Source organism: Ezakiella peruensis, from assembly GCF_900215725.1.
GTDB classification, from domain to species: Bacteria; Bacillota; Clostridia; order Tissierellales; family Peptoniphilaceae; genus Ezakiella; species Ezakiella peruensis.
In genome coordinates this window covers 262472-287029 of the sequence record NZ_LT962469.1, presented here as the reverse complement: position 1 = coordinate 287029, position 24558 = coordinate 262472, and the positions used below count along the sequence as shown (strand labels likewise).

The following is a 24558-nucleotide window of genomic DNA, read 5'->3' as shown; positions in this document are numbered from 1 at the left end:
ATAAGTATGATGTACTTTACAAATAATGTAAAAGGTGTATAATGTAAGTGAAGTTTTTTATAAAGGAGGAACTACTATGAAAAAACTTACAATTATCAGCCTATGCATTTTACTTGCATGCTCACTTTTTGTTGGATGCAAAAATGATGCAGGCAAGAAAGATGCATCAGCATTAAAGGGTGTGACAGAAGAAAGTCCACTAAAGGTAGACAAGGACGGCAAAACTGTTACAATTTACAGCACATTCAATGGCAAATTTGAATTTGAACCAACCAGACACTTGGCAATTTATAGCGGAGGAAAAATCGCTGACATGGCTCTATTCAAATCATTTGTTAGCCCTGAAGATTTCTCCAAGGCCCTAGAAGAAGTTGGCGGAGAAGCTGGCAACAATATGACTGCAGAAAACGCTGCCACAACTCTTTCAGAAGGTAGCTCATTTAAAGTTACTCTCTACTGGGAAGGCAACGAAGACGGAATCGATCTAAACGATTTCCTAAAAGATTCAAACGGAAAGGAACTCGACATCAAGTTCTCAGGCAATATGGATGCTTCAAAAGAATTTAACACAGGCTGCATTACCTGTCTTGATTCTTGCTTTGTAGGTATCACAAGTAACGCTACTTACCCACTAGGAGCAATTGAAGAAACAAAAGAAGTTTCATTCGAAGTAAACCACGACAAATGTCCTGATGACAAACAAGCTGTCGCTATAGTTTACACACTTAAGTAATGGAGAAAGTTAAAAATATCTTTGGATATTTGACTTACTCAATAATAATATACTCCCTGGCGTCGTGTCTGATTTCCCTTAGCCTTTGGATGGATATGAGGATTCATTCCAGATATGTATGCTATGGAGTGTTTATTATTGCCTTTCTCTTTTTAAAATTAAAAAACATTAGAAGCTTAAAATTTTTAATTTTAATGGACCTTGTGTTTTTAATTCCACTTATTATGGGGAAATTTAACAGGATTGCTTTCGAGCTCAGGGATGCATTTTATATCCCCCTATCCATTAAAATTTTTAAAATCCTACTTATAGTTATTTTGCTATTAGGAAACTTCTTAATGTTTTACAATTTTCAATCTAATCAAAAAACACCTGCAAATTAATTTTTGTAGGTGTTTGTTTTTTCTATTTCTTTTTAAAATCTACAATTGCCAGGGTATTTATTACAATCGATGCTATTACCAAAAACATAAGCGGATTTGCTATGGGCACTACAACATCTTCCAGGCCTGAAATATCTTTTTCAACTACTCTCCTGACCGCGTCCTTATAAAAAAACGCCATGGTAAGAGCTGTTAAGCACACGCTTGCATAGGAGTATTTCTTATTGTCTCCTCCACGAATCTTCAGAGCAATACTTACAATTGCAGCCATTATGGCAAAGATTCCAAATGCTAATTCCATAATATCTCCTCCTCTTTGAACTTATTAATATATTTATTGTATCATAAAATCTTTTTTTTGCAAAAGAAAGATTTTATCTTTAACAACATAATCTTCTTTACTAAAAACACCTGGACTTTTATCCAGGTGCTCATACTTCTATCGCTTTTTAAACTTCCATATACTTCCTGTCAATTTTATCCTTAAGGATCCACATAATCCGCCCGTAAAAAGCAAGCCCTCCATAATTAGCGGCTGCCTTTTTGTCCCCGCAATTTATAATTTGCAGGTACTTGGTCTGCGGAGTATAAGATTCAAAGCATCTTTTATTTTCTATGGCCTTGATCAGATTTGTATAAAGAATAGGCGCCTCACGAATGGCAAAGACTCCTGCCTTGTTTAAGTCTGGATAGGTCCTTAGAGTTGCCGTGTCACCCATTACAAGGGCATCATCGCCCGCTACAAGGGATTCTGAAACCCAGAGATAATTCTTATCTGTGGTCTGGAAGTTCTCAAACTTTACATCAGGTCCACGAAAGCCTGTGGTTATAAAGGCATGGGTAAAATCATAATTTCCCTTGTCTGTAAAGACCACTTGGTCCTTGATCTTTTCCACCCTTTCGTTTTTGCGAATAAAAATATTTTTTTCTTTCAATATTTTTTCTAGTTTTTTCTTGGCTCTGTCATTAAAATTCTCCAGTATATCATGGGCTGTTATTATTTCAATGTCGACATCCTTGTAGGCCGCCCTAAAGGCCAGAGCGAGTTCAACTCCCGATGCTCCCCCGCCAATAAATACGAGCCGTCCACCTTGTCCGTGAACTTTGAAGTACTGGTCCAGTTCTTCCTTGGCTTTGACCACTTCGCTAATTGGCTTTACCAGGCAAACATGGTCGCTCTCAATGGGAAAAATAATATTCGAAAGTGAGCCTAAGTTAATTGAAATTATATCGTAATCATAAATAGCATTTTTACTGTAAAGTTTTTTAGCTTCTTTATCAATGGATAAAATTTTATCTTCTACATATTTTACACCGGCTCTTTTGCAGAGGTCGGGCACGTTAAAGGAAATTTCATCCTCCGTGTAAATACCTTCTATAAAACCAGGCAGCATGCCTGAGTAATATTGGCGTTTAAAATCTGTAATCAAAGTAAAATCAGCGTCCACAGGATTTTTTATTAAGTTTTTTAAAACATTGATGTGACCGTGGCCACCACCTGCCAATAAAACTTTCATTAAATCATTTCAACAAAGGCTTCTAGCCTGGTATTTAGCTGACCAATGTCTGATTGTGAATAGTCTGTTTCAACTGCAATATATGGAATATTTTTTTCTTGGTTGCAGAAGTTTTTGATTTCCAAGCTTTCAACTTGGAAGGGTGTGCAGGTTTGCAAGTGCATGTCTACAACGCCATCTACCTTGTATTCATCGATCATCCTGCCCAATAGTTCGCGACGATTTGGGTTTGGACTCATGCAAGCACAGCCGATATTTAAATATTTTTCAGCAATTGCCATGTATGGGTCATCTGTGCCCTCTTCAACATTTCTGTCGATGGCCTTGGCGCCGCCGCAGTTTTCAAAAGCGACTACGATTCCGCCGTTGTCTTCAATAGCTGATATAACTTTTTCTGTTGCACCACCAATTGGGCATCCAGTTACCAAAATACGCTTCTTGCCCTTGATGTGCTTATGTTCGCTTAAAACTTTTTCCTTTAATGCAGCCAATTTTCCAGGTATGGCCCTCTTGTCAAATTTGAAGGTCGCTCCGTGGAGGACATGCCACATATCAAGGCCCATAATTGGGGGCTCGTCTTCTTTCATAATGCTATAAAAATCTTTGATAGCTGAGCGTTCAGCGTTTTTAACTCTGATGGCTTCGCGTATATCTTCATCACTGATTTCAACTTTCAAGAAATCTTCCAAATATTCTTTCATCTTGATAACTTCGTTGTACCAAAGTTCCAAACCCTTTTCGGATTGCTTGTTAGGCAGCTCCATTACGTGGGTTGGTTTGACCTTGGCCAAGTATTCGTACATTTTTTTCTTGCCATCGCAAGTGGTTTCGCCCACGATCAAATCTGAAAAATGGAAGAACGGGCACTTGTCTGTAATGGCAAAGCCGTATGAAGATTTAATTAGTGGGCAGAGGTTTTTTGGCAAATCTCTTTCTGCATCTGCAATTGTCTCATCACTGGTTGCGCAAAGGGAAACTGAAGTTGCCCCTGCTGCTAGAGCCAACTCTTGAGGGAAAAATGTGCAAAAAACTCCTACAACTGGAATATCTTGGTCCTTGATTTCCTTTACCTTTAAAAATGCTTCCCTCCTGGCATCTGCAAATTCTTCAAAAATTTCTGGTAAATCTTTTCTTAGTTCAATCATTTTCTCACTCCTTATATTTATTTAGCAATATTTTTTAAAATAAGTTATCCTAAGTAGTCTTATTAAATAATAAAATCTTATACAATAATATTATAACCAAAAACTGTGCGGATTACCATTAATAAATGTTTACAAGACTTGTTATAGATATTTTTAATAGCACCAGCCTTCCTATAAAGTTTTTTTATAATGCTTGATTTAATTAATTGACTTAAATACAATTAACATATAGACATATAAGGAGGAATCAAATTGGTACATGTTGGAATAGATATTGGTTCAACTGCTTCAAAAGTTGCAGTTATGGACCAAGACAAAAAAGAAATCTTACACACAAAACTTCTGCCAAGCGGATGGAACAGCCGTGAAACTGGCGAAGAAATTCTACGCTGGCTAAAGAGCCTGGACCTGGGCGATATGGATATAGTCGCAACTGGTTATGGACGTGTATCCGTTCCCTATGCGGACAAAACGATCACAGAGATCACCTGCCACGCCAAAGGAGCCATGTACCTTCACCCAGGCGATATGACTGTCATTGACATCGGCGGCCAAGATACAAAGGTCATTGTTGTTGAAAATGGAATGGTCTCTGACTTTTTGATGAACGATAAGTGCTCAGCAGGCACAGGAAAATTTTTGGAAGTTATGGCCAACAGACTTGGACTTACCCTTAGTGAAATGTACGAATACGCCGAAAGAGGCGAACCAGTTCCTATCTCAAGCTTGTGCACAGTTTTTGCTGAATCAGAAATCATCAGCCTTATGGGCAAGGGAACTCCACGCGAAGACATTTGCTCTGGCGTAGTTGCGTCAATTGTAACAAAAGTAGCTTCGCTTTCATCCAAGCGTTTAAAAGCTGGCGATGTATTTTTAACAGGCGGCTTTTGTGACAGCCCATACATGGTCGAAAAACTTTCTGAGGAACTTAAAACAGAAGTAAAGACAGACCCACGTGCAAGATTTGCTGGTGCAATCGGGGCGGCCCTCCTTGCATAAGATAGATTTTTTTAAAGATTTAAGGCGGGAGGCCTATGTCCACGCCATCAATAGAAAAATAGAGGGCAAGGCCATAGCTGGGACCTTTGGAAATGTGGATGAATCTCTGCTTCGAGCATGCGACATCATCCCCTATCCAATAGTGTCAGTAGAAGGATATATATTTAAGCACGGACAAGTAAAGGAGTCCTGCCATCCCATAAATGCAAGTCGAATTTATCTGGAAACTGGCAAATGCCCCCTGCTCTTTTCTGCAGGCTTTATTGTCCACGACAATATGTGCCCATATTTTGTAAAAGAAATATCGAATGTTACCGACAAGGACTTTGTGGCAGAAGAAAATTTAAAAAATTACTTAAAAGAAGGCTCTTACATTTTTAACCAAGAAAAATATACAGACATAAAATCAAAACTTAAAAAATTAGATGAAGGCTTTAATTTTCTTGCCACAAGTGATATCGATTCAAAGCTTCTTGCATACGCAAAATTTTATCTGCGATTTGAACCCGACCTTGATAGACGGATAGAAATCTTACAAGAATTAACAAGCGAATATAAAGAAATCAATAATATCAGAAAGACAATCAAAGTCCCCTGCCCCTACGGGATTATTGACGGGATTGATTGCGACAATTTTAGTATTATAGAAAGTACAAGCCAGGCGGACTTCGCTCCCTATGGCTGTGCTTTTTGTGATAAATATATTAAATACGAGGTGTAAAAATGGATAAGAATCATGAAATGTGGTCAAATATCGGCATGGATGTTGAAAAACACGACGTCCTATGCGAAGTTTTACCAGGAGCTTTTGGCGATGTTTTCCTAAGCCAAGAAAACAGACCAAAGGGCATGGATTATTTCAACATGGTCGTTGGAGACATCCACGGAATTAGACCATCAGAATTAATCGCAGAACAAGAAAAAGGCAGAAAAGTCGTTGGAACTTTTTGTATCCACGTACCAGACGAAGTGCCAATTGCTGCAAATGCAATCGTAACAGGCCTCTGCTCAGGCAGCCAATTCTGGGTTCCAGGCGGAGAAAAAGTTCTCCCAACAGCAACCTGCCCACTCATTAAGGCAAGTCTTGGCGCAAGATTTGATAGAACTTGCCCATTCTTTAGAATTGCAGACCTATTCGTAGGCGAAACAACTTGCGACGGCAAGAAAAAAGCTTGGGAAATCCTTGGCGAAGACGCACCAGTTTATGTAATGGACATTCCACAATTAAAAACTGAAGACGACTTCAAAAAATGGGAAAAAGAAATTAAAAAGTACATCACAAAAATGGAAGAATTAACCGGCAACAAGGTTACAGAAGAAAGCCTCCACGACGCAATCGTTCTTATCAACAAAAAGCGCAAGGCTATGCAAAGATTAAACAACTTTAGAAAACTCGACAAGGTACCTATTTCCGGTAAAGACGTCTTACTTACAACTCAAATTGCTTTCTTTGATGACCCAGCCAGATTTACAGAAATGATCAACAAACTCTGTGACGAACTAGACGAACGCGTAAAAGAAGGCGTTAGCGTTTACAAAGAAGGAGCCAAGAGAATTCTCTTAACAGGTACTCCACTTTCAATTCCAAACTGGAAGATCCACCACATCATCGAATCCATGGGAGCAGCTGTTGTTGGTGAAGAAATGTGCACAGGCCTCAGATACTGCGAAAACCTAGTTGACGAAACTCCGGGCACAATCGACGAACAAGTTGAACACCTAGCCAAGAGATACCTAGGCAGCATCAACTGCGCTTGCTTCACACCAAACGACGACAGAATTGACGACATCATCCGCTTGGCCAAAGAATACAAGGCAGACGGAGTTATCGACCTCAACTTAAAATTCTGCACCCTCTACGACCTAGAAGGCAGAAAAGTTGAACGCGCCCTCAAAGAAGAAGGCATCCCAGTACTTGGCGTTGAAACCGACTACACAGACGAAGACGCTGAACAACTCAAAACCAGAATCGGTGCATTCATTGAAATGCTAGGCTAAAAATTTATGAAGCAATACTTTGTGTTTTTTAAAAACTCAATAGACGCTTACAACCTGTCGCAAAAACTGACAGACATAGAAACCACTCTTGCCCCAACCCCTCGGGAGGCCGACTACTGCTGTGGAGTCTGCTTAATTTATAAAAACCCTGAGGACAAAGCCCATATAGAAAAAATCGCCCAAGAGGCGGGCATAGATTTGGGAGGCTTTTGGGAAAGAGAGGGTGGCATCGACCCAGACAGGATGAAATTTTGCTAAATTAAAAAACTGTATGTATTTGTTGAAGTGGAAGTTCCAGTAAATACATACAGCTTTTTTTATTTGGATTTTTCTTTGCGATCCAACTTTCATTTTAATTTGCAATTTAACTTTCATTCTTATCTGCGATCCAACTTTCATTTTAATTTGCAAGCTAATTTTCATTTTAATTTGCAAGCTAATTTTATTTTTTATTTACAATTTAGTTTTCATCCTTATTTGCAATTTGCTTTGAAAAGTAGATTAACTTTACTTTGATTTTTATTTGCTAGCAAAAATATGGAATTTTTCTCCAAGCTTTGTCACAGTTTCAATTATAAAAGCACTTAGACTTAAAAATCCAAGTGCTCTTTTTAATTTATTTTCTATAATACCCTGCCAAGTATTGCCAGGCCTATAAAATTTGCCAGATAAAAATATGACTTTCTGATTTTGTGCCTAAATAAAAACATAGCGGCAAAGCCTCCCAGGCCTCCCCCTGCTAGGCTGAAAAGAAGCAAAACCACTTCTGGCACACGCCAGCCATGAAAACTTGCTTTTAACTTGTCGTATCCATATAGGCAGAAGGCCGCGACATTTGTACACAGGAATATTAATTGAAAAACTGATTTAAATACACCTACTATTAAACCCATACTAAACTCCTATTGCCGCCAAGATATCTCTCCTGGTTATTTGCAGTATGTCATCTGCACCTTCATTTACTACCCTGCCAGCTTGGACTGTGGTAACTTTTTCGAAAAACCTCCGTGCTTCCCTACCGTTACCAAAGTTTCTATCCTTATTTTCCACTAAGTATGCAAAGTATTTTAAAACTTCTTCTAAAGCATCTTCATCTAAATTATAGTGTTGAGAAGTACAAATCCTCTTAAAAATTTCCACGAGTTCAAACTGATCGTAATCTGGAAATTCTATAATATTTCCAATCCTTGATCTAAGACCAGGATTTAGATCCAGGAGGTCATCCATTTCTTTAGTATAGCCAGCCATTACAACTACAATCTTGTCACGGTTGTTCTCCATTTCTTGTATTAGTGAAGCCATAGCCTCTTTACCAAAATCATTCTTGTATTCATTTGCAAGTGAATAGGCCTCATCTATGAAGAGAATTCCTCCATAGGCTGATTTACAAACATCAATTGTCTTTGGCCCTGTCTGTCCTACGTACTGACCAACCAGTTTAGTCCTGTCCGCCTCAACAAATTTCTCTGCGCTAAGAATTCCTAACTGATAAAAAATCTTGCCAATAATCCTTGCAACAGTTGTCTTACCAGTTCCTGGGTTGCCGGTAAAGACCATATGATAAGATCTGCTAGCTGTTTTTATTCCTCTTTCCTCCAGCATTTTATTGTAGATTACTTGATTTTTAATCTCTTCTACCCTTTTCTTAACTGAATCAAGACCTACTAATGCATTGAGTTCCTGCATGGCTGCTTCTATACCATCTCTGCCAACTTTTTCTAATTCCACTCCAAAGTCCAGAGCATTTAATGTTGTGAGTTCTTCCTTGGAAACATTTTTACCAGCAACCCTCAGAGCTTTTTCTTTTATAGCGTCTTCGACTATACTCCTTGCGCTCCTACCGTTACCAAAATGTTCCTGAGCCTTCTCTTCTTCAATTCTCTTTATAAAAGCTTTTTTGCCATCTTCGGTCAATTCAAATTGATTTTTCTTAGCATATAATTCAGCTATTTTTAGGAGGTCATCATTTTCGTAGTCTTCGAAATAGATTTCCATATTAATTCTCGACTTAAGGCCCGGATTGGTTTTCAAAAGCTCCCGCATTTCATCAGTATAACCAGCCAAGATAACGATCATCTTGTCCCTGTTGTCTTCCATAGCTTTTACAAGTGTATCTATGGCCTCTTTACCAAAATCGTTTTCATTGCCACGGGCTAATGAATAGGCCTCGTCAATAAAAAGCACACCTCCCATAGCCTCGTCGATTTTTTCTTGGGTTTGAATGGCCGTTGCTCCTATATATTGGCCAACCAAATCTCCCCGATCAACTTCAACTAATTGGCCAGTTTCTAAAAGGCCTACGCTTTTAAAAATATCTGCCAAGAGTCTGGCAACAGTTGTCTTACCGGTGCCTGGATTTCCATAAAAGGCAAAGTGATAGCTCATCTTGTTTTCATTTACTATGCCCTGCTTTTGCCTCATTTGCTCGAATTCAATTTGCTTTAAAATCTTTCTGACTTCTAATTTAACGCTATCCAGACCAGTCAGCTCGTCCAGTCTATTTAAATGTTCTTGGAGGTCCGACTGGTTCATTTCTTTTTTTATGGATTCATTTTTGCTCTTTTGCAAAAACATATTTGCCGCGTCAGACTCTTTGGAGTTTGGCCTAGTCAAAATAATCTTTCTCGCAAGCTTTCTAAGCTTGTCATATTCGCCGACTTTAAAATAAAATTCTAATTTTAAAGCCTCATAGCCCTTATCTGGGAATGAGTCGATAATTTGTGCAATTTTCCCATATTCATGGTCTACCAAGAGCTTCATAAAATTATATTTTTTTAACTCTTCATTGCCCGGATATAAGTTTTCAACTATGGTATAAATTCTGGAAAAATCTTCTCTATTTTCATTTTCAAAATAAATTTCCATCAAAAACTGATAGCATTTTAAATCCTTTTCAGCTTCTCCCTCTAAAATCCTAGCTGCTTCATCCTTTTGACCTTTCATATAGGAAACTTTTGCTAGATAATAGTTATAAGTCGCTGAGCTTATTTCAGATCTGTGCTTCTCCAAATATGGCAGGAAAGTATCTGTTCCCCCTGAATACAGTCTATCGTTTAACTTTTCTTCTATTGTCCTAGAATTCATTGACATATCCATGACACATTATCACCTATTTTTATTTTTATTTCTTTTCCTATTTTTCTTCCACTCTTGATAGCCCAAGCTAAATTTGGACTTGCCTGTTATCATAGAAGCATTGCCTATATAGCCCGGCACTCTCATATACTTGTTGACCAGGTAACCAGCGAGTATAATCCCAACTAAAGGTAAGAATGCAACAAGTGGTGATAAGACAGTTATAGCTACTAAAAAGCCTACAACCAGCCAAACCATCTCTACTAGCTCTGTCTTTTCAAATAATTTTTTTGCACTTTCTATGGAGTTTTTATAATAATCAATAGGATAATTAGAGTAAGCATTTTCCATGCATGAGATGTAGTTATATATATCGTTTTTATTGGTTAGATATTTTTCACCCTTGTATTCGACCTTGTACTCTTCGGCAATATATGAATAAACCCTAGCAAGCTCTTGTTTGAAATTTACATATGAAACATGAAATCCAAAAGGCTCTGTGTCTAAATCAGCATAGAATGTGCCTCCTTCTCCCGCAATTTCAGATGCTTTTTTAGCAGTAGCGAGTGCTTCTTGGTACATTTTCTTAGATAAATAATATCTGCCTTCCAAATTAAGCGCGTAAGGCGAGCTCTTATCTATGATTGGATCATAAATAATTTTATACATTCTTTCAAGGTCTGAATTATCTCCTGTCACAAAGCATAAATTAAACAGGTGAAAAGCTGAGTGATAATCGTTCGGAACTAAATCGAAAACTTTGTAGTATGCATTCCTTGATAAGTCAAACTTTTTCGTTTTTTTATAAAAGTCACCAAGTGCCCGCCATGTCTCAGGATTTTTAGGCTGTTCTTTGATTGAAGCATCTATTAGCCTAAAGGCCTCTTTATTATCATAGCCAATCAAGTCGCGCGCCTTGTCTAGAGCTTGGTCAATAGTCATATAACCATTATTTGCTTGTTGCTGTGACTGCTGATACTGCTGTTGTCTTTGTTGTTGCTGTGACTGCTGATACTGCTGTTGTCTTTGTTGTTGCTGTGACTGCTGGTACTGTTGTCTTTGCTGGTTAGCTTGTGAATTTCTATATTGTCTGAGTTTAGTAATGTAGTCATTATAAGCTCCTGGGTCGTTAAAAATATCCAAGGCCTCAGAAATTTCCTTTACCATCTTTTCTGCCTCATCCCTAACTTCTTTTTTAGGGTTGGAGGTCCTCATAGTCCAAGTCCTCAATTCTTGGTGGAGGGAGTCAGCTATCTCTGCTTGCTGTAAATTTTGATCAATATTTAATATTTTATAATAGTCTTTCATCTTTCACCTACTCAATATCAATGTTTGAAATTTTATTGGTCTTTTCCATGACCTCTTGCTTGGACAAGTTCGCTTTTCTTTCAAGCTCAACCGCCCTCATTGAAGTTTCTGTCGCAGTATCGAAAATATCTACACTTATTAGGCCATTAGCATCATAGTTATAAGTAATCTCTAGCTTTGATCCAATCGGTCTTTCAGCTTGAGGCAATTCGTGCACTGTATCACTAATAATCGTTACATATTCTAGGTCCATATCCTCTCCCTCACAAACTTGAACTTGAACAAGACTTTGATTTTCAGATCTAGTTGTGAAAGTTTTTGTAAATGAAGCTGGCAGAGGGCTGTTTTTTGGAATAATTATATCATTATAGTCTTTTTCACTATAGTCGTCATGAGCAACAAGGCCGAGCGAGTGGGAGTTGACGTCAATAATATTAACTCCTCTTATATTTTGATCAGATGTATCAGACCCTTTAAGTAAGTGGGCTTGAATTGCTGCACCCATAGCGACAACTTCATCTGGATTTAGCTCAAAGGATGGCTTTTTGCCCATAAATTCTTCAACCATTTCTCTTACGAGTTTCATCCTTGATGAGCCGCCCACAAAAATGGTCTTATCAATATCAGACTTATCCATATCTGCGTCTTCAAGCGTAAACATCATCATATTTAAGGTCGTTTTAATATCGTCCATTATGAAAGAATTAAAAAGATCCAATGTAATCTCAATCTTGTCCCTAATGCCATTATTATTAATAATTATATTGGTCTTGCTCTTAGATGATAGAGATTTTTTGGCCTCTTCTACTTTTTCACGCAGGTCTTCAATGGCATACATATCTTCTGACAAATCTACACCGTGCTTTTCTTCGATATAATTTAAAACGTATCCTAAGAGAGCATTGTCAAAGTCAAAACCACCCAGCTCACGATTGCCGTTGGTAGCAATTACTTTGAAATCACCATCTTTTAGCTCCATAATTACAACGTCGAAAGTTCCTCCGCCCAGGTCATAGATCATTATATTTTGATTTTGCGAATCCTGACTAATACCATAGGCAAGAGCTGCAGCTGTTGGTTCGTTAATTATTTTAAGTACTTTTAAGTCAGCTATATTTCCAGCGTCTTGGGTTGCCTTTCTCTGAGCATCATTAAAATAAGCTGGAACAGTAATTACAGCTTCGGTAACCTCTTCCCCTAAAAAATCTTCGGCACTTTTTTTCATCTTCTTTAAAATAATTGCCGAAAGCTCTTCAGGTGTAAAAAGTTCATTGTCTTTGTTGATAAATTTGAAGGATGGTTCGCCCATATGTCTTTTTATATAGCTCACTGTATCCAAAGGGTTTATCAGAGCCTCTTCCTTAGCGGCTTGCCCAACTATAACGCCCTCATCTTCAAAAAATATAACAGATGGAGTTGTGCGCCCGCCTTCGCTATTGGGAATTACCTCTGGCTTACCATCTGAATTTATAAAAGCCACACATGAGTTTGTCGTGCCTAAATCGATACCAATTTCCATTGAATAACCACCTTTCAAAAATAATTAAATCTACTTATTATTATAGGTCAAAAGTAAGAAATAAGCAACAAATTTAAATAATTATTGAATTGTTATTAGAGTAAAAATACAATTATTAAAAAATGCTTAACAAGCAAAATTAATTTATATTAAAATAAATTTTTATCAATCAAAAAGGAGACTCATTTTTAAATGACTCTCCTAAAATTTATATTTTTATTTTTTAAATATTCCAATAAGTTCTCCCACTATATCCACCCGACTAAAGGGGGTGATTATATCATAGCCATCTACATAGTCTTCGATTTGTCCGGATAATAGGTACCCATGGCCTCGTCAAAGACCAGGGGAAATTTTATATTTTTTATATTTGTCATTTTATTAACTAAAAATTTCTATTGCCACGCTTACATTTTTCTTAGCGTCCTTGAGATAATAATTTGCATGGATTTCATCTGCATAAGCTTCAGTAAGAACTGCCCCGCCGACCATAATCTTGGCCCAGCAGAATATCTTCTAAAGTCGAATCGTCTTTGTCAAAGACCCTGTAGACATATTTTGGCCAGGAAACCTTCTCTACAATAACCAAAGCCCGCCCAATTTCCTCCATAATTTCTCCAGGGACATCTCCGTATCTGTAGCCTAAATATTTTAATATTGCATTTTTATTTATATATCAAAAAAATTGTTCATAGCCTACATTATACCATAGATTCAGGCAAAATTCTAAAAAAATTTACAAAAAATTACATAACAAATAAGTTTCTATTCAAAATTCGAAATTTCTTAGCCTCTTAAAAGCAAAAGTTGACTTTTTCCAATAAAAAAGCACGCCTGAGCGTGCAAAGAATTCTTATCTTTTAAAATCTATTTAATATTCAACTCTTTTTTTAAACCCTCTTGTAAGACCTGGGAAAAATTGATATTGTGTTCCATTGCCATTTCATAAACACTAAAAATACATAATTACCAGTCGACATCTTTTTCCCTTACCGTATCTTCGAAATCAACATTGAGCCCGTCTTCAAATTTTTTCTTCATGCCAGGAATGGAATTCAAATACAATGTCTCCATTAAACCCCTATATTCCTCTTCGCTCATCACAATAGCGTTGCCAGACTTTGTGCTAATATTGATAACCTCATTATATTTTATAGTCCCATCCAAGAGTTCAAAAATATTTTTTCTAAAGTTAGTGACATTTATATTTTGCATACCACTCCTCCTTATATATGCATTATATAGTACGCAATTGCAGATATCAATATATAGATGATTCTATTGTATTTTTTATATTTAAAAAGAAGCTATCACGACCTGATATCCACAACCGCTTAATAAAACTTATTTATTTCACACGATTAACTCACAATTATAAGCAATAGAAAAGATGCTCTTTCGTGTCTTAGTTTAATATTTCAATTGTTTTTATTTCATTATCGCTGAAGAATATACAGTCTTTGCCATCAAAAATATTTAAAGAATCTCTTCCCGTATCTTCATTGTCTTCTTTTCCTCTAATATCCACAATAACTCCTTCAAATGAGTGCCCATCAATGTCAACAATCCTTACTCTTTTATTGAAAAAGCCTTCTGCAATCTTAATCATATTTACTCCTTAACTATATACGCTGGCATTCTACCGTTTCTATATCATCCTCATAAAATTCTATAAATTGTCTGCCGTTATTATTAGTTTTGTCTACAATGATACTATTTTTTTGAGGATTATTGTCTTCAGCAAAAATAAAGTCCGTCACTCTTCCTTCGTGTTTAGTGCCATCTTTTAATGTTATTTTTACAAATTTCCCCTCGAATTCTCTAAGTTTCATTTATACAATGCTTCTTCTACTGGTCTAACTTTTGAGTTTCTTTCAGGTTCAGGCAAACCTTTAGATTTTGCCATATCACAATATAAACTAAACTCCTCGTCTGTTTTCATTGCATTCGGTATATGCCTTAAATAATGAAAGATTTTGTTTTTGTCATAATCCGTAATATATTCTTTATTGATAGCTTTATTAATTAATTTTTTAATTTTCATCAATGACTACCTCCAAAATAATTCTATCTTACTCAATCGAGCCAGCCTTATATTTTTTAATGCCAATTTTTTGTAAAATATTCTGAGGATCATCTATATAATAAAACTTGCCCCCTGGTGAACTATTATCTATTGGTCTTGGATTTATTAAATCATATAAATAATCTTCCTCACTATCATCCACAACTTTTATATCTCCATTACCATCTTTGACAATATTATATTCATAACAATTAGTTAAGCTATCAACTCCAAATGACTCGCCAATATATTTAACAGACCCTATATATTCTAACGGAATCGTCTTATTAAGTTCACATTGAAATACATCTATTGTTTTCATTTTTATTTTCCTTATTTTTTAAAGTTATCGTGTACCAATTTTTCTATATAGGACCCTTAGTGCCTTTATGAACAATTATTGCTATCTTACTGATTTCCCCATTCTATAAGCCTTCTTGGCCTCTTCTAATGTCATTTCATTTGGTCCGCCATCTATATTTATTAAACCTGTATTTTCCCAGTTACAAACCTCACAGACATCGTACGTTTCAACTATATTTCCACATACAGGACATTTCATTTTGTCATCTTTATCAGTTGGCTTTCTTTTCATTAAATTCATAAATCACCAATATATGCTCGCAATCACTTATTGTGCTTCTTTTCTATGTAGTCTTTTCCGTACATCTTTCTTCCGTACTCTTCTATTTCTTTCCATCTTTCGTCCATAGCCTTTTCAGCAGTAATTCTTTCTTCTTCTGTGGCATACTTACGAGGCTCTTCAGCTCTATATCTTGCAAGTACTATTTCTTCAACTTTTTTAGCTGTTAATTTTTCTTTCATTAATATCACCTTGTAACTATATATACATCTAATCTGTTTTTAGCAATTTTCTTTAATTTAATATCCTTACCACCTTATTACCTTGCATCTAATAATAGCATAATAAGATTTTCTATGTTTCTTTTATCCTCTTTTATATCTTCAAAATCAAAAAGATTTTCAATAAATTTCTTAAAAGATTCTTCATTTACACTTTTATTCTTATTTAGATATTCTGCAATTTTTCTAATTTCACCGCTGTACTCATCGTCGGGTGCAAAATCTAACAAATCATACGGATCCCATTTATCGATTATCTCTTTAATTCTCTCTTGCATATATTTCACCAAATTTTACTAAAATCATAAACAAACTTTTAGTCTAGGATTTCAATTCTTTTTATTTCAGACTGATTGACAAGAATATTGCCAAACTCAAGCATGTTCTCTTCATCGTCGTCGTCTTTCACGTAGAAATTTGTACATTTTCTATTATTCCAAATTTCGCCATCAATAAATTCAATATATAGGCTTTTACCTTTGGAGTTTTCCATAATTGCAACTGTTATCATTGATTTAGCCATCCTTCACAAATTTAAAAATATACTATTTATTCAATAGAGCCCTATTTATCAAGTAAGTTGTTGTTTTATTTTTTTCTCCTAACCATTCTTTGCCAAATAATTTTCTGCCATATTCTTGAATTATTTTCTTCATTTACAGTCTCTTCAATAATTTAAACATTCCTCTTAGTCAATTTCTATTAATCTCTGTCTTTTAATTTCTCTTCTCTTTCTTTAATAAGCTCTTTTAGTTCTTCTAGATCTTCGTATGTTGCGTGATTTCTAATGAAGCCTCTGGCTGTAGTCCTATATCTCAGATATCTTGTTCTTTCTGGATTCTTTTGTTCCCATCTTCTTGAGGCATTTGCTTGTGCTTGGCTAGTTTTCTTTTCTTCCATAACTTCTCCTTTAAACTTTTCTTGATTTATGATATATTAAATTTGGGGAAGTGTTGTGACTTCCCTTCCCTTATTTTATCCTTGTTTTAAGGATTTTATTTTTTCTTTAACTTCTTCTAATGATTCTGACTCGTTTATTATAAGTTCTACTTGAGTCAAAACTCTTTTTTCTACTTCTTTTACCAAGATTTCTGTTTGGTTCAATTTTTTTACCTTTATTTCTTGCTTAACTGACCCCTTTCATTGATTTTATAGTAACACCTGTGTTGTAATTTGTCAAACATTTTCTACATATTAATTTGTTTTATATATAATCATCTGCTCACAAATCGACCGCATATTTCAATAGTATATATTTAATTTAAAGTAAAGCGGTTAGGTCCAAAAACCTAACCGCTTTTTAATGCTCATAAATGTAAATTGTCTGCTACCAGTCTGCTACCAGTATTACAAAATATGCTAAACTATACCCAATTATTACAAAATTGCAACAGCTTCAAAAATGCAAAACCGCTAAATTTCAACACTTTGATAAACTCTGCCAAACTGTGCCAAACTACAAAAATCAATGGTCGGGATGACAGGATTTGAACCTGCGGCCTCATCGTCCCGAACGACGCGCGCTACCGACCTGCGCTACATCCCGACAACTTTTTCATTATAGCACTGGCTTTTTTCCTTGTCAATTGTGGACGCTGCCGTCAAGTAAGTCACTGTTGACATTTGGCAGGCTCCACCTATATTTTATTGACATGAGTCTGATCAGGATAATTATTATTACGCTGATTAAAAAAGCCTTGGGCTCTCTGATAAGAGGTCTAAGGTACAAGAATGAAAGTCCGCCCACAAGGGATGCCATGGCATAAATGGTATTTCTGGTAAAGATAATTGGGATAAAGCCTGATGATATATCCCGAATGTATCCACCGCCGCATCCTGTGACTATGCCCACAAAGATCAATAAAAATTTATTTTGCCCGTGGCCCATTCTCATGGCCATGCTAATCCCATTTATTGTAAAGATGGCAAGTCCAATGGCGTCGAAGACCGATACTACTTTTACATACATAATCATAAACTGTTTGTTATTGAATTTATTGTTGTTCATAAAGAATAATATGAGCACAATGGCAGTTGCAATCGAAAGGCTGGTGTAGATTGTTTTTATAAAGGCGGTTGGCGGCGTTATTCCTAAGATTATATCTCTAAAGACGCCCCCACCTACTGCAGTCATAACTGCGATGACAATTATACCAAAGATATCCATGCCCTTTCTGATTGCGACCAGGGCCCCAGATGATGCAAATGCAATTGTACCTATTATTTCTAAAATGTAGTATAGCCTATCAAAATCCACTAAGAGCCTCCTCTTTCTTATAGTAATGGGCTTAACAATCTGGAGAAATTTTCCTTAAACCTAACTAATTTAGATCTCTTATCGTAGATTTCCTTGGTAATTTCGCTTGAGTTTTCTTCTATATCTGTCAAAAATTTATTTGAAAATTTAAGGGCGGTTTCCTTGTCATAGACAAAGGCATTGACTTCAAAATTCAAATGAAAACTGCGTTCGTCCATGTTGGAAGTCCCAACCGTTAAAATTTCATCGTCAATAATCATTACCTTGGAGTGTTGGAAGCCCTTTTCATAAAAATAAAATTTAACTCCCGCCTTCAATAAATCACCTACATAGCTCAAATTAGCCCAGTATATAAATGGATGGTCGCCCTTGTAAGGGAGCATGACTCTTATGTCAACTCCAGAGAGGCTGGCAACCCTAAGTCCTTCAAGGACTGAGTCGTCTGGGATAAAGTAAGGTGTTTCTATATAAATAGTTTTTTCTGCTAAGGAGATCATCTTTAGCATGCCGTCTTTGACGCTTGGCCAAATGGAGTCAGGCCCAGCACTTACGATTTGCATGGGGATTTTACCTGAGACTTCTGTATCTCTAATTGGCTTTTTGTATTCAACATCCTTGCCTGCTGCAAATGAAAAGTCCAGTTCAAAACGATATTGGAATTTTTGAACGGCGTCTCCCATGACGCGGATGGCCGAGTCTCTCCAGCCGTCAAATTTCCTGCCACCGGTAATGTATTCGTCTCCAATATTATATCCGCCAACGTAACCGATTTTGCCGTCAATTACATAATTTTTCCTATGGTTGCGGTAATTAATTCGCGGCGATATAAAAGAAATAAAGAAGGGGAAGAAAAATTCCACTTGAACTCCACCAGCCCTTGCCCTTTTGACATGTTTTTTCCAAAAAGTTCTGGCACCCATGCCATCTGCTAAGAGCTTGACATCCAAACCCTCCTGCGCTCTCTCGATAAGCAGGTCTATTAGCTCTTTGCCAATCTTGTCCACCCTCATAATATAAGTCTGAATGTAAATATATTCTTTGGCATTTCTGATGTCTTCAAAAAGTTGGTCAAAGAGCTCCTCACCTTCAAAAACAGTTTGAATTTCATTGTTAAAAGTGAGCTTGCTTTGAGAGTTTAAATAGAGCATTTGAAAGAGGCTTTCGTATCTCTCCATATAATTACGATTTGCCAGAGCCGCATTATAGGAAAGCAGAAAATCCTCACTTTCATCTAAGTGCCCCTTACTAGTGCCTAGGTCCTTGATACCCTTGGATTCAAACATCTTCCGCTTGTTAAAGTCGCGGCCCAACCACAAATACAAAAAGAAACCGGCGCCTGGCAGAAGGACCATAATCATGATCCACAGCCAGGTCGACCTGGTGTTTCGCCTTTCCATAACGATAATTACAATGGCTAAAACTGTATTAATCCACAATAAGTTAGAAAAAATTTTTGCAGCAGTCATCTTCTATCCCTTTAAATCCTTTTATTTTTTACTCTTGTATCTCTTTTGATTTGATAAAATTTTCTTTCTAAGTCTAATTGATTTTGGAGTTACCTCTATCAATTCGTCGTCTTCTATAAATTCCAGGGCTTCTTCCAAACTCATAACAATTGGAGGCACTAGCCTTAATGCGTCATCAGTGCCAGCAGCCCTCATATTGGTCTTTTGTTTTTCCTTGCCAACATTTACTTCAATATCCAGGCCCTTTGGGTTTTCGCCAACAATCATGCCCTCGTAAACTTCAACGCCTGGCCCGATAAATAAGTTGCCGCGCTCTTGGGCTTGGTAGAGGCCGTAAGAAGTTGAAGTTGTAGTTTCAAATGCAATTAGCGAACCCATTTGTCTTTTTGGAATGTCGCCCTTATAAGGTTCATAGGCCTTAAATTCTGTATTTAAAATTCCCTCACCCCTGGTGTCAGTCATAAATTCTTGCCTATAACCGATAAGACCACGAGCAGGAATATCAAATTCCAATCTAGAATAGCCTCCTCTTGATTCAGTCATATTGCGGAGCTCGCCGCGTCTTTGGCCAAGCTTATCCATAACAGGACCAATGTAAGCTTGGTCAACGTCGATGGTTACCCTTTCAATTGGCTCGCACTTTCTACCGTCGATTTCCCTGTAGATAACTTGAGGTTTTGAAACTTGGAATTCGTAGCCTTCCCTTCTCATAGTTTCAATTAAGACTGAGATGTGAAGTTCCCCACGGCCGTAAACGATAAAGCTATCAGTCGTGTCAGTTTCTTTAACCCTCATGGAAACATTGGTTTCAATTTCCTTCATCAAGCGTGCACGTACCTGCCTACTGGTTACAAAATCGCCCTCGCGACCTGCAAATGGTGAATCATTTACGCTAAAGGTCATGGAGATTGTTGGCTCTGAAATTTTTACAAATTCAAGAGCCTCTTCGCCTTCAACTGTGATGGTGTCGCCGATTTCTATATCTTCAATCCCACTTATGGCAACGATATTGCCAGCAGTTGAACTTTCAACTTCAACCCTGTTTAAACCGTCAAATTCAAAGAGTCCGCTAATCTTTGCCTTAGCGTGCCTATCTGGGTCAGCCTTGTTGATAACGACCATGTTTTGCTTTTGACTAATGGTACCGCTTTCAATTTTACCAATACCAATACGGCCAAGAAAATCGCTGTAGTCAATAGTAGAGATAAGGAGTTTTGGATTTGCATCCGCGTCTCCGTTTGGCCTTGGAATGTATTTTATAATGGCATCAAAGAGGTCCTTCATATCCTTGGCTGGCTCTAAAGCGCTATAGCCGCAGTAACCGTCCCTGGCTGATGCAAATAAAAATGGTGCGTCCAATTGTTCATCGCTGGCGCCCAGTTCTATAAATAAATCCAAAACCTCATCAATGACATCGTCAATGCGAGCGTCTTTCCTGTCAATCTTATTTATAACGACTATAACCTTGAGGCCCAGTTCAAGTGCCTTCTTCAAAACAAATTTTGTCTGTGGCATTGGCCCCTCGTAGGCATCTACCAACAAGAGAACCCCGCTTGCCATCTTTAAAACCCGCTCAACCTCGCCACCAAAATCAGCGTGGCCTGGTGTGTCAATAATATTAATCTTGGTATCATTGTAATAAATAGCTGTATTTTTACTTGTAATTGTAATTCCGCGTTCGCGTTCAATATCGCCCGAGTCCATAACCCTGTCCTTGACAACTTGGTTTTGTCTAAAAATCCCAGATTGTCTGAGCATGGAGTCGACCAAGGTCGTCTTGCCATGGTCAACGTGAGCGATAATTGCTATATTTCTAATATCTTCCATAAAAACTTCCTTTCACCCGTAATTATACAACAAAAAAGGCACTCTTTACAAGTGCCAAAGCGATTTAAATCGGTTTTACTTAATATATTTAATACAAGTGACAATATTTGCGCAAGCCTGGAGCTCATCAGTCAGCGCTCCCACAATGCCAAGTCCCCTGCCGCCCATTAGCGACGCGTCTGATCTTGGCCTTAGCGGCCTTGAAATTCCCTTGCCCTCATCCTTGACTGCAATGGTGATTTGCGAGTCCAAAATGTGGATGGCTAGCCAAATATTTTTTCTCTCATCCATCATATTCCCATGCATGGCTGAGTTAATCATGAGTTCGTTAAGTATGAGCCTAATATCAAAAAGCTCTTCATCATCATTTATGTAATTGCTAATCACGTCCATAACATTGCGGTTAAAATTTTTTATGTCATCAATGTTTGAACTAACTGACGCATAGTAATCAAAACTCATAGACTCACTCCTTTCCTAGAGTTTTTATACCCAGCTTTAAAATTTTATAAACAGAAAAAGCCTTTAAATTGCAATTTCCATTGATTTTTATTAATTTTATTTAACAAAAGTCTCTTTTGTTTTTTGCAAGAAAAATAATTTTTTTCTGATAAGTGTTTTTGATGAAGAAAATTTACCCACAAAAAAACTGCATTAACTTTTAAAAAGCCATGCAGTTTTAATTTTATTTTTTATAAATTGTCCAGGCGCCTTTTACAATTTGAGTCAGCTCTTCAAAGGGGAGTTCCCTTAGCGAATACTCAATTGAGTTAGAATCGTTTATTATAAAGCCCTTGTCATTGTAACCGACGATTAACATATAGTGGCCAATATTTGTAAACTTGGACTTGCCAATATTTATAAGGATTGGATTACCCGTATCCAAGTGCCTCTTGTACTTGGCTTCTACCGTTGGCAAATTGTCCGACCCTATACCACGGCTGGCTAGAAGATCTCGGATGCCTTCCCAGGAAGTTCCGATATTTTTTAAATAATAATTCTTCTCTCTCATCTCATCCATAATTGCGAGGGGATTTTCCGACCCGCCGTAACCATTTATGATCATAGTCGCAGTTGTAGGTCCGCAACCAATAATGGCATAGGGCTCTTCGTATTCCCTGTAGCCCCAACGCTCATCCCAGAGAATGTAGAGGGGAAATTGCCTCTTTAACTCGTAACTTTCCTCTGGCTTTGAGGTGATTTTATCAAAGGTATTTTTCTTATCAGCATAGGCCCGCACAAAGGCAAGGGCTCTTGGACGATTGGCCGCCAGCTTTAAAAAACTCTCTGGATAAAGGTCGGCGTGGTCGTAAATATATTTTGCATCCTCGGATTTTTCTCCGTAAGTCTTGAGCCTTTGAAGGGCAGCCTCCTTGTTATCGACCAGACTTTCCTCCAAGTCAATAAGCTCTATGTCTGCATCTTTCTTTTTTACGACCTCAATATCCTCATTTTTTTCTGTATTTTCTTTTGTATCTTCAATCACTTTTATGTTTTCCTTATCGTCTTCAATCCTTGCTATATACTTGTCCTCAAGGACAATGTAAATCATAACGACCGCAGCGATTAGGCCAAACATATAAAAAATTGTTCTTTTAATCTTTTGCATAAACTTCCTTTATTTTTTGAATTTAGATTTTACAGTTTCGATTAGCAAGTGGACTTCCCTTACCCTAAGCACCTTGCAGGCTAAAATATAAATAACAATTGACAAGGCAATGGTGATTAAGAGCATGAGGGCTTGCATGCCCTTGCCCACTGCAAAAACGATAATGGCATCATAAATCAGCCAAGTAAATACTCCCATAACTAGACTTGCCAGACCCATCTTGGCCATATTGATGAGGACATTCGCCTCATTAAATTTAACTTTTTTCCTTAAAAGCACATAGAGGGTTACCGCTGAAAACAGAGATGAAATTGCAGTTGCAAGCGCAAGACCCCTGTGGGCCAAAAATCCAATAAGCAAAAAGTTTAAGAGGATATTTATGCCAACAGAAATCATTCCAGTGATCATTGGCGTCCTGGTGTCCTTCATTGAGTAGTACATATTTTCCAGAGTCATCCTAAAGCTTTGCCCGATAAGTCCCGGTGCGTAAAACAAAAGTGCTCCCGATGTTAAAATCGTAGCGGTCTCATCAAAGCGGCCCCTTTCAAAGAGCATTTTGACTATTGGCGTGGATAAAATCATCATTCCCACAGTCGCAGGCAAAACTACTAGGGCTACCAGGCTCATGGAAGATTCAAAGAGTTCTCCAGTTTTATTGACATCTCTTTCTTCAACAGCCTTGGCCAGTTTTGGAAAAACGACAGAAGTTATGGCCACAACAAAAACAGAAATGACCATGGTGTTTACCTTTGACGCATAACCAAGCGATGAAACCGAACCTTCGACTAGCTTTGAAGCAAGCGACCGGTCGATCAGCATATTTAATTGGTAGACTGCGCTGGATAAAATTATTGGCATGACCAATTTAAAGGTTTCAGCTATGTGTTCGTCGTGAATTTGAGGTCTAAACTTGTATTTGAGTCCCCGCTCTCTGAGGGCTGGAATCTGTATAAAAAATTGGCTAGATGAAGCCACAAGTGTGCAGACCATGAGCCCAGTTACTGATGGATTTTTTTGGACCAACAAATAGATTATAAAAATAAAATTGTAGGGCATACCCATGAGTGCGTGAGGCCCGTAGACTTGGTCGGACTGCAGGTAAGCGTTCGACACATAAGTAAAGGACAAAAATACAATCATAGGCAGGCCCAGTCTTAGCAGGTAAACGACCGCATCAAAAACGTGGCCTTCAAAACCAACCGCCAATAATTTTACATAAGGCCTTGCAAGCACGAAAACAATAGCCACAAGCGCCAGCGTTATGACCAAGGTTATGCTCATTATATTGGAATAGAAATTATTTTTGCCCTCTCTGCCGTATTTTCTTTTGACCTCAGCAAAGATTGGGACCAGGGTCGTCTGTAAACCTCCGCCCAAAAGTCCCATTACAATAATTATACCATTGGTGGCTGTGTAATAGATGTCGGAGTCTTGGCTTGCACCAAAACCACGAGCAATCAAAACCTCGCGGACGAATCCAAGTATTTTTGAAAGCATCAAAAACAAGGATACAACGGCCGCCCACTTCCTGGTGTTGTCTTTTTTACTCATCTTTATAAGTTAGTTTTCCTCTTCTTTGTTTTTTAACTCTTCTTCTTGTTGTTGATGGCGCATGCGAAGTTCTTGCTTGCGATCCATGGCTGGTTCTTCGCTAACTGGCTCTGCCTCAACAGTCTTTAAAGTCCGAGTTTCTTTTACAACTGGTGTGTAAACTGTGTCTAATTTATGCATTAGTCCATCGATCTTTGCATTTAATTCTTCTTTAATTCTTTCAAATTTGTCTTCCATATTGA

Annotated in this window: 31 protein-coding genes and 1 tRNA gene; 5 read left to right on the top strand and 27 right to left on the bottom strand. The window is 37.4% G+C overall.

Features of this window, described 5'->3' with window-relative positions:
- Window positions 1–76 precede the first annotated feature (76 nt).
- Entirely contained in the window at window positions 77–733 is a 657-nt protein-coding gene (locus tag CUU59_RS01420; RefSeq protein ID WP_099950240.1) for a YdjY domain-containing protein, read from the top strand.
- A gap of 405 nt (window positions 734–1138) precedes the next feature.
- Here the strand turns inward: CUU59_RS01420 and CUU59_RS01410 are convergent, their stop codons facing one another.
- From CUU59_RS01410 to CUU59_RS01400, 3 genes are all read right to left on the bottom strand, one after another.
- Window positions 1139–1417, bottom strand: coding sequence for a hypothetical protein (locus CUU59_RS01410; RefSeq protein ID WP_099950238.1), 279 nt, complete (start codon window positions 1415–1417; stop codon window positions 1139–1141).
- 148 nt (window positions 1418–1565) lie between these two features.
- Complete coding sequence (locus CUU59_RS01405) at window positions 1566–2633, bottom strand: FAD-dependent oxidoreductase (protein WP_099950237.1); 1068 nt, start codon at window positions 2631–2633, stop codon at window positions 1566–1568.
- Window positions 2633–3778, bottom strand: a complete 1146-nt coding sequence (locus tag CUU59_RS01400; protein ID WP_099950236.1) for a double-cubane-cluster-containing anaerobic reductase — start codon at window positions 3776–3778, stop codon at window positions 2633–2635. The genes CUU59_RS01405 and CUU59_RS01400 overlap by 1 nt, the downstream gene beginning before the upstream one ends.
- A gap of 252 nt (window positions 3779–4030) precedes the next feature.
- On the opposite strand from CUU59_RS01400, the gene CUU59_RS01395 reads away from it, so the two are divergent.
- Genes CUU59_RS01395 through CUU59_RS01380 form a run of 4 tightly spaced genes read left to right on the top strand, consistent with a single transcriptional unit; the run spans window position 4031 to window position 7033 of the window.
- Window positions 4031–4777 (top strand): acyl-CoA dehydratase activase, encoded by a 747-nt coding sequence (locus tag CUU59_RS01395; protein WP_099950235.1) that lies wholly within the window; start codon window positions 4031–4033, stop codon window positions 4775–4777.
- Window positions 4770–5498: a hypothetical protein gene (locus tag CUU59_RS01390; protein WP_099950234.1), complete on the top strand. Its 729-nt coding sequence runs from the start codon at window positions 4770–4772 to the stop codon at window positions 5496–5498. Before CUU59_RS01395 ends, CUU59_RS01390 begins: the two co-directional genes overlap by 8 nt.
- A 2-nt stretch (window positions 5499–5500) precedes the next feature.
- A complete protein-coding gene (locus CUU59_RS01385) occupies window positions 5501–6775 on the top strand; it encodes a double-cubane-cluster-containing anaerobic reductase (RefSeq protein WP_169922815.1) in 1275 nt (424 codons plus the stop codon).
- A 6-nt stretch (window positions 6776–6781) separates the two neighbouring features.
- A complete protein-coding gene (locus CUU59_RS01380; protein ID WP_099950233.1) occupies window positions 6782–7033 on the top strand; it encodes a putative Se/S carrier-like protein in 252 nt (83 codons plus the stop codon).
- A gap of 365 nt (window positions 7034–7398) precedes the next feature.
- Here CUU59_RS01380 and CUU59_RS01375 read toward each other — a convergent pair whose 3' ends face one another.
- The 24 genes from CUU59_RS01375 to CUU59_RS01270 all read right to left on the bottom strand — a co-directional run bounded on the left by CUU59_RS01375 (window position 7399) and on the right by CUU59_RS01270 (window position 24553).
- Complete coding sequence (locus CUU59_RS01375; RefSeq protein WP_099950232.1) at window positions 7399–7668, bottom strand: DUF1294 domain-containing protein; 270 nt, start codon at window positions 7666–7668, stop codon at window positions 7399–7401.
- Window position 7669: 1 nt separating this feature from the next.
- Window positions 7670–9859, bottom strand: coding sequence for an AAA family ATPase (locus CUU59_RS01370; RefSeq protein ID WP_169922814.1), 2190 nt, complete (start codon window positions 9857–9859; stop codon window positions 7670–7672).
- A 21-nt stretch (window positions 9860–9880) separates the two neighbouring features.
- The gene (locus CUU59_RS08215) at window positions 9881–11158 is read right to left on the bottom strand and encodes a tetratricopeptide repeat protein (protein ID WP_211286977.1); all 1278 of its coding nucleotides are present in this window, start codon (window positions 11156–11158) and stop codon (window positions 9881–9883) included.
- A 7-nt stretch (window positions 11159–11165) separates the two neighbouring features.
- Complete coding sequence (locus CUU59_RS01360; protein ID WP_099950230.1) at window positions 11166–12677, bottom strand: Hsp70 family protein; 1512 nt, start codon at window positions 12675–12677, stop codon at window positions 11166–11168.
- Window positions 12678–13143: 466 nt separating this feature from the next.
- Window positions 13144–13287: a hypothetical protein gene (locus tag CUU59_RS08115; protein WP_169922813.1), complete on the bottom strand. Its 144-nt coding sequence runs from the start codon at window positions 13285–13287 to the stop codon at window positions 13144–13146.
- A gap of 356 nt (window positions 13288–13643) precedes the next feature.
- Window positions 13644–13892 (bottom strand): type II toxin-antitoxin system Phd/YefM family antitoxin, encoded by a 249-nt coding sequence (locus CUU59_RS01355; RefSeq protein ID WP_099950229.1) that lies wholly within the window; start codon window positions 13890–13892, stop codon window positions 13644–13646.
- A 190-nt stretch (window positions 13893–14082) separates the two neighbouring features.
- Entirely contained in the window at window positions 14083–14286 is a 204-nt protein-coding gene (locus tag CUU59_RS01350) for an LSM domain protein (protein ID WP_099950228.1), read from the bottom strand.
- A 13-nt stretch (window positions 14287–14299) separates the two neighbouring features.
- Window positions 14300–14509 (bottom strand): hypothetical protein, encoded by a 210-nt coding sequence (locus CUU59_RS01345; protein WP_099950227.1) that lies wholly within the window; start codon window positions 14507–14509, stop codon window positions 14300–14302.
- Complete coding sequence (locus tag CUU59_RS01340) at window positions 14506–14721, bottom strand: hypothetical protein (protein ID WP_099950226.1); 216 nt, start codon at window positions 14719–14721, stop codon at window positions 14506–14508. Before CUU59_RS01340 ends, CUU59_RS01345 begins: the two co-directional genes overlap by 4 nt.
- A gap of 28 nt (window positions 14722–14749) precedes the next feature.
- The gene (locus tag CUU59_RS01335; RefSeq protein WP_099950225.1) at window positions 14750–15064 is read right to left on the bottom strand and encodes a hypothetical protein; all 315 of its coding nucleotides are present in this window, start codon (window positions 15062–15064) and stop codon (window positions 14750–14752) included.
- Between the two features lie 81 nt (window positions 15065–15145).
- Window positions 15146–15346, bottom strand: a complete 201-nt coding sequence (locus CUU59_RS01330) for a CPCC family cysteine-rich protein (RefSeq protein WP_099950224.1) — start codon at window positions 15344–15346, stop codon at window positions 15146–15148.
- Window positions 15347–15369: 23 nt separating this feature from the next.
- The gene (locus CUU59_RS01325) at window positions 15370–15567 is read right to left on the bottom strand and encodes a hypothetical protein (protein ID WP_099950223.1); all 198 of its coding nucleotides are present in this window, start codon (window positions 15565–15567) and stop codon (window positions 15370–15372) included.
- Between the two features lie 77 nt (window positions 15568–15644).
- Window positions 15645–15884, bottom strand: a complete 240-nt coding sequence (locus CUU59_RS08210; protein ID WP_211286976.1) for a hypothetical protein — start codon at window positions 15882–15884, stop codon at window positions 15645–15647.
- A 38-nt stretch (window positions 15885–15922) separates the two neighbouring features.
- Window positions 15923–16117, bottom strand: coding sequence for a hypothetical protein (locus tag CUU59_RS01315; protein WP_099950222.1), 195 nt, complete (start codon window positions 16115–16117; stop codon window positions 15923–15925).
- Between the two features lie 191 nt (window positions 16118–16308).
- Window positions 16309–16506: a hypothetical protein gene (locus CUU59_RS01310; protein ID WP_099950221.1), complete on the bottom strand. Its 198-nt coding sequence runs from the start codon at window positions 16504–16506 to the stop codon at window positions 16309–16311.
- A 75-nt stretch (window positions 16507–16581) separates the two neighbouring features.
- Window positions 16582–16710, bottom strand: a complete 129-nt coding sequence (locus CUU59_RS08290) for a hypothetical protein (protein ID WP_281254420.1) — start codon at window positions 16708–16710, stop codon at window positions 16582–16584.
- 365 nt (window positions 16711–17075) lie between these two features.
- Window positions 17076–17152 (bottom strand) — tRNA-Pro (locus tag CUU59_RS01305).
- Window positions 17153–17188: 36 nt separating this feature from the next.
- Window positions 17189–17863: a trimeric intracellular cation channel family protein gene (locus CUU59_RS01300; RefSeq protein WP_099950220.1), complete on the bottom strand. Its 675-nt coding sequence runs from the start codon at window positions 17861–17863 to the stop codon at window positions 17189–17191.
- Between the two features lie 17 nt (window positions 17864–17880).
- Window positions 17881–19329 (bottom strand): cardiolipin synthase, encoded by a 1449-nt coding sequence (gene cls, locus CUU59_RS01295; RefSeq protein ID WP_099950219.1) that lies wholly within the window; start codon window positions 19327–19329, stop codon window positions 17881–17883.
- A 21-nt stretch (window positions 19330–19350) separates the two neighbouring features.
- Window positions 19351–21156, bottom strand: coding sequence for a translational GTPase TypA (typA, locus tag CUU59_RS01290; RefSeq protein WP_099950218.1), 1806 nt, complete (start codon window positions 21154–21156; stop codon window positions 19351–19353).
- A 75-nt stretch (window positions 21157–21231) separates the two neighbouring features.
- Entirely contained in the window at window positions 21232–21618 is a 387-nt protein-coding gene (locus tag CUU59_RS01285) for an ATP-binding protein (RefSeq protein ID WP_099950217.1), read from the bottom strand.
- A 223-nt stretch (window positions 21619–21841) separates the two neighbouring features.
- Window positions 21842–22765: a C39 family peptidase gene (locus CUU59_RS01280; RefSeq protein WP_099950216.1), complete on the bottom strand. Its 924-nt coding sequence runs from the start codon at window positions 22763–22765 to the stop codon at window positions 21842–21844.
- A 9-nt stretch (window positions 22766–22774) separates the two neighbouring features.
- Complete coding sequence (gene murJ, locus CUU59_RS01275) at window positions 22775–24316, bottom strand: murein biosynthesis integral membrane protein MurJ (RefSeq protein ID WP_099950215.1); 1542 nt, start codon at window positions 24314–24316, stop codon at window positions 22775–22777.
- A 9-nt stretch (window positions 24317–24325) separates the two neighbouring features.
- The gene (locus CUU59_RS01270; RefSeq protein ID WP_099950214.1) at window positions 24326–24553 is read right to left on the bottom strand and encodes a hypothetical protein; all 228 of its coding nucleotides are present in this window, start codon (window positions 24551–24553) and stop codon (window positions 24326–24328) included.
- Between the last annotated feature and the right edge of the window lie 5 nt (window positions 24554–24558).